This window comes from Chamaesiphon polymorphus CCALA 037 (assembly GCF_003003845.1).
Lineage (GTDB): Bacteria > Cyanobacteriota > Cyanobacteriia > Cyanobacteriales > Chamaesiphonaceae > Chamaesiphon > Chamaesiphon polymorphus.
Genome location: NZ_PVWO01000422.1, coordinates 1 through 5261 on the forward strand (window position 1 = coordinate 1; position 5261 = coordinate 5261).

Here is a 5261-nt window from a genome sequence, read left to right on the forward strand (position 1 = left end):
AAACGATACTCGTCAATCCTATTCCGAGATTTCGCCCGTAATTATTCCAAAATTCTAACGCATCTCGATCGCCTGCTGCGGCCAATACTCCCAGATCTTTCGGCTCTTTACCCGTCATGCGTCGAATCGCTTGTCCAGAGAGAAACTGTTCGAGCGAGCCATTATTGCCACTATTGCAGGGATGCCCATCCGGATCGAAAGCAATCAATCCCAATTCTCCCGCACTCCCAGCGTGTCCGGTAAATAATGCCCCATTCAGAAACACCGCACCACCAACGCCCGTGCCCAAAGTTAGCAGTACGGCATTGCGATAATTTCGCCCCGCACCCAGCCACTTTTCCCCCAGTCCCGCACAATTAGCGTCGTTACCAACGATCGTCGGTACGCCCGTGCGAGACTGGATCAGCGTCGCCACCGGAATATCGATCCACCCTTCAAGATTGATGGCAATCTTCGCCACCCGTCCCGCTGCATCCGCAGGGCCTGGTGTACCGACGCCGATCGCGTTAATATTAGCCAATCCTGGGGCTAATTTCTCGATCGCATAAGCCATCATATCGATCGTTTCATCGGGATAGGCTGGCTGTGGCGTCGGTACTGTCAATGACTGAATACAAGTCCCATCTTCAGTAAATCGTCCTAATTTAATCGCCGTACCGCCTAAGTCGATCCCGATTACTTCTGTCATGCAATTAGAGGTTAGAGGTCAGAACGTGATGAATGCTGATGTTGCTCTAGCATTTTATCTCGATCTGTGGTGCATGAGTCAGCACAACGAGTGGAAGTCGTCGCTAGTGATGCAAAGTCCGCCTTCTCTACGAGACGCTACGCGAACGCGGACTGGGGTTTATCTTGTTTAAAAGCTATGCGAACTAAAATCCTAGTCCGCAAAGGCGGACTTTGCAACATGAGCAGCGGTTAGAAACCGCTGAGGTCACAACTAGCAACTTGCGTTAATCTAGTAGATGATGCTGTTTATCTCTCACTCGCTTATGCAACCGCCACACGCAGCCAAGCTAGCTCACCAGATTGAGATTCATGGCGATACGATCGTCGATGAATATTTTTGGTTGCGCGATCGAGACAATCCGCAAGTAATGGAATATCTTACAGCAGAGAACGATTACACAGAGCGAGTATTAGAGCCACACGCCGAACTACGGGAGAGCTTATTTCAAGAGCTAAAAGCGCGAGTTAAGGAAGACGATAACAGCGTACCCGTCAAAAAAGATGCTTATTACTACTACACCAGAGTTGCTGCGGGTAAGCAGTACGGTATTCATTGCCGCAAAAAAGGCGATCTCAATAGTCCTGAAGAAATCATCTTAGATGAAAACCAACTGGCTGAAGGTAAGCCTTATTTTCAGCTCGGCACATTTAGCATCAGTCCCAACCATCAACTCCTAGCCTATGCCGAAGATATCGATGGCTCGGAGAGATATACGCTGCGGATTAAAAATCTCAACACAGGCGAGCTATTACCCGAAACGATCGCCAATACTTATTACTCGCTAGAGTGGGTAAACGATAACCAGACTTTTTATTACACCGTTTTAGATGAAAACTTGCGCCCTTATCGGCTGTATCGGCATACCATAGGACAGCCGACGGAGCGAGATGAACTAATCTATGAAGAACGGGATTCGCAGTTTTTTGTCGGTTGTGACAAATCCCGTGACGATCGCTATATCTTCCTCACAACTAACGGTAAAATTACCAGCGAACAATATTTTGTTTCAGCAGACGATCCGCACGGTACTTTTTCGATCGTCACACCCCGCCAGAAGGGGCATGAATACAGCGTCAGCCATCATCAGGGCTATTTTTACATTATTACCAATGACAACGCCCAGAACTTCCGGATCGTGCGGACGCTGGTAACGCAACCACAGCAGCAGTACTGGGAGGAATATATTCCTCACGATCCGGAGCGATTAATTGAAGGATTCGATGAATTTAAAGATTACTTTATTATTAGCGAACGCTATCAGGGTTTAGGACAATTACGCGCGATCGATCTCCAGAATCAAACATCACACTATCTAGAATTCGACGATCCCACGTATCTAGTATTTGGTGCGACTAATCCGGAATACGATACGCAGACATTCCGCTTTGGCTATACCTCGCTAGTCTCGCCGATGACGGTATTTGAGTACGATCTGCGTTCGCGATCGAAGACGATTCTTAAGCAAAATGAGATTCCAGGGGGTTACGATCCGAGCCAGTATCATTCCGAACGAATTTTTGCCCATTCTCACGATGGCGTAGAAGTGCCGATCTCGATCGTTTATCGCCAAGATTTTAAACGCGATGGTACCGCACCGCTCTATCTCTATGGCTACGGCTCTTACGGGATGAGTCTAGATCCAGGATTTTCGACCAATCGACTCAGTTTACTCGATCGCGGCTTTGTGTATGCGATCGCCCATATTCGCGGCGGTTCGGAATTGGGGCGACATTGGTATGAGTCGGGTAAGTTCTTACAGAAAAAAAACACCTTTCTAGATTTTGTGGCTTGCGCCGAACATCTAATTGCCGAAAAGTATACCAGCGCGGGTAATATTGCGATCGCGGGTGGTAGTGCGGGTGGGTTGCTAGTCGGCGCGACGATTAATCTCAAACCCGAATTATTCAAAGCCGCGATCGCTCAAGTACCATTTGTAGATGTGCTGAATACGATGCTGGATGCCGATTTACCACTGACACAGTTGGAATACGATGAGTGGGGCAATCCCGCCGATGAGGAGTTTTATCGCTATATCCGCTCCTATTCCCCTTACGATAATGTCGAGGCGAAGGCTTACCCACACCTATTAATTACTGCGGGATTGAACGATCCGCGCGTGACTTATTGGGAGCCTGCTAAGTGGACGGCAAAATTGCGAGATCTCAAAACTGACGATAATTTACTCTTGCTCAAAACCAATCTAGATTCTGGGCATGGCGGCGCGTCGGGACGGTATGAATATCTCAAAGATATCGCTTTGGAATATACTTTTTTACTGACTGTTTTCGAGAAGGTGAGTAATATTTAAAAGACAGCTTACCTAGCAAGTTGAAAACCAGGTAACGTATACACTCGAACTCAACAGGCAAATCTTTACGATCGAGAATTTATCTGCGTGTGTGGATAAAGAAACCGGAGAGCCGTTTTTTCACGAACGACGGTAGATCATTTGCAGCAAATTATCCTGAATGGGCAAGAATCCGAGCGATTTACTGAAGTTCTGGTGAATAATTATGCCGCATGAGGCTTGAGCTTTATCGATCGAGTCTCAATACTCTCGATTGTTAGATATGATATTCTGCTCAACTTTAGGGGCATTATATAGATAATAGTTAACAACTGTGGAAAACAATTAATCTTGCTAAATAGACAAACCTTGAAGAATTCAAATTCTCAAGTGTGCTAAGATATCCAGCCAAATCAAACAATAGATAATTTATTGTCAGCTTTATAGCGGCTAATTTATAAGATTTTATTATGGAAACAGGTTTTTTTGCCTATAGTGGTCAACCTAAATCTTCAGGTGATTCGATTGAAGAAGCAATTAAAATTATTAATAATACTGGAGATATATTATTAACGTCGTGGAAAATTTTTTCCATCAATGGTAAGACGATAATAGAGGATATCATAAAAGCTATTGATAATGCAGATTATTTCTGTGCTGATTTAACAGGGCTTAGTGATAATGTTATTTTTGAGCTTGGTTATGCGATATCAAAAAACAAATCTATATTTTTAATACTGGATTCTTCACATACTGAATCAATAAGAAAGTATAATGAACTTTCACTATTGACGACAACTGGACATAAGAAATATATAAATAGCCTTGATATAGTAGAATCGTTTAATTCTTTTATATCGAAACCTGTTGTTAAAGAAAAACAGGTAAAAAGACAATCCTCTAACTCTATTAAACCTTTACTTTTTATCAAAGGTCAATTTGATTCTTCATATAGTCGTGCTATTTCTACTAAGATTTTAGATTCTAAAATTCCTTGTACCATAGATGATGCTTCAGAAAGTAGCGTACAACCTGTTGAATGGTATTTAGAGCATTTGAACAATGCAGTTCTGTTAGAGTTTTCATCCGTATCTCGCCAGGGATATGAACTTCAAAATTCAAAGTGTTCGCTTGTTGCTGGAATAGCTTATGGATATGGTTTAGATATATTAATGCTAGCTGAAAAGCCATATGAAGCTCCAGTTGATTATAGAAATGTTCTAATTACATATGAAGATAAGAAACAATGCGAAAAGATAGTTTCTGAATTTTTAGAACCTTTGAAGAATAATCTACTAGAATACTATTCGCAGCAAAGAACAAGTCAAGACAGAAAGAAGCAAATAACCAACTTTCAGCGAATTAGCTTTGGTGAATTTCTGGCAGAGCATGAAAGTGATGAGCTGTCAGACTATTATGTTGAAACATTTAATTTAGATGAATTGATTAAAAATGATTATAATATCGTAATTGGTAGAAAAGGGACAGGTAAGACTGCAACTCTTTATTACTTGAAAAACAGGCTAGAGAAAGATGCTAGAAATCATGTTTGTTTGATAAAACCTATGAATCTTGAAATAGATTCTCTAGTTAACATTATGCAAGTTCCTTCGGAGGAATATGAGAGAGGCTATTTGGTTCAAAGTGTATGGAAATTTTTGATTTACACGGAAATTGCAAAATCAGTGTATCTTAAAATTGAGACAAAGCCCTTGTATGCACTTAATACTAACGAACTTGAATTTAAGCAATTTGTCGAAGAAAATTCAGAGCTATTTCTAAAGGATTTTTCTGATAGACTGGAAGAAAAGTTAGAAGATATTCGTCAATCGAATATGCTTAGTGAAGGTAATAGCTCATCACATTCTAAAATAAAACTAGCTGAAATTATACATGAAAAAATCCTAGCTAAAATAAGAAATCTGTTATCATCATTATTTGACAAAGAAAAGAAAATTGTAGTATTGATAGATAATCTCGATAAATCTTGGAAGAAAAACAACAAGTTAGATCTTCAAAGTGAATGGATTCTGGGCTTGCTTAGTGTAACAGGTAAAATATTTAGGGAATTGTCCTCTTTCACGATCAAAGGAAAGCAACGGGAAATAGATTTTCACCTTACTGTTTTCTTGAGAAGTGATATTTTTAAATATATTATTGAAAAAGCTAGTGAGCCTGATAAGATTGAATACACAAATCTTTTAAAACTAGGTGACAAAGATATTCTCTTTCGTATTATAGAGG

General features: G+C 41.1%; 3 protein-coding genes. 2 read left to right on the forward strand and 1 reads right to left on the reverse strand.

Annotated elements, in window-relative coordinates:
- Positions 1–688 (reverse strand): ROK family protein (locus tag C7B77_RS23395; RefSeq protein WP_106310609.1); only part of this gene is annotated, 688 nt, incomplete at its 3' end.
- Positions 689–992: 304 nt separating this feature from the next.
- On the opposite strand from C7B77_RS23395, the gene C7B77_RS23400 reads away from it, so the two are divergent.
- Both C7B77_RS23400 and C7B77_RS23410 read left to right on the forward strand, forming a co-directional pair.
- Complete coding sequence (locus tag C7B77_RS23400) at positions 993–3038, forward strand: S9 family peptidase (protein ID WP_245894348.1); 2046 nt, start codon at positions 993–995, stop codon at positions 3036–3038.
- A gap of 449 nt (positions 3039–3487) precedes the next feature.
- Positions 3488–5261, forward strand: a 1774-nt coding sequence (locus C7B77_RS23410; protein WP_106310616.1) for a P-loop ATPase, Sll1717 family, incomplete at its 3' end; no start/stop codon positions are given.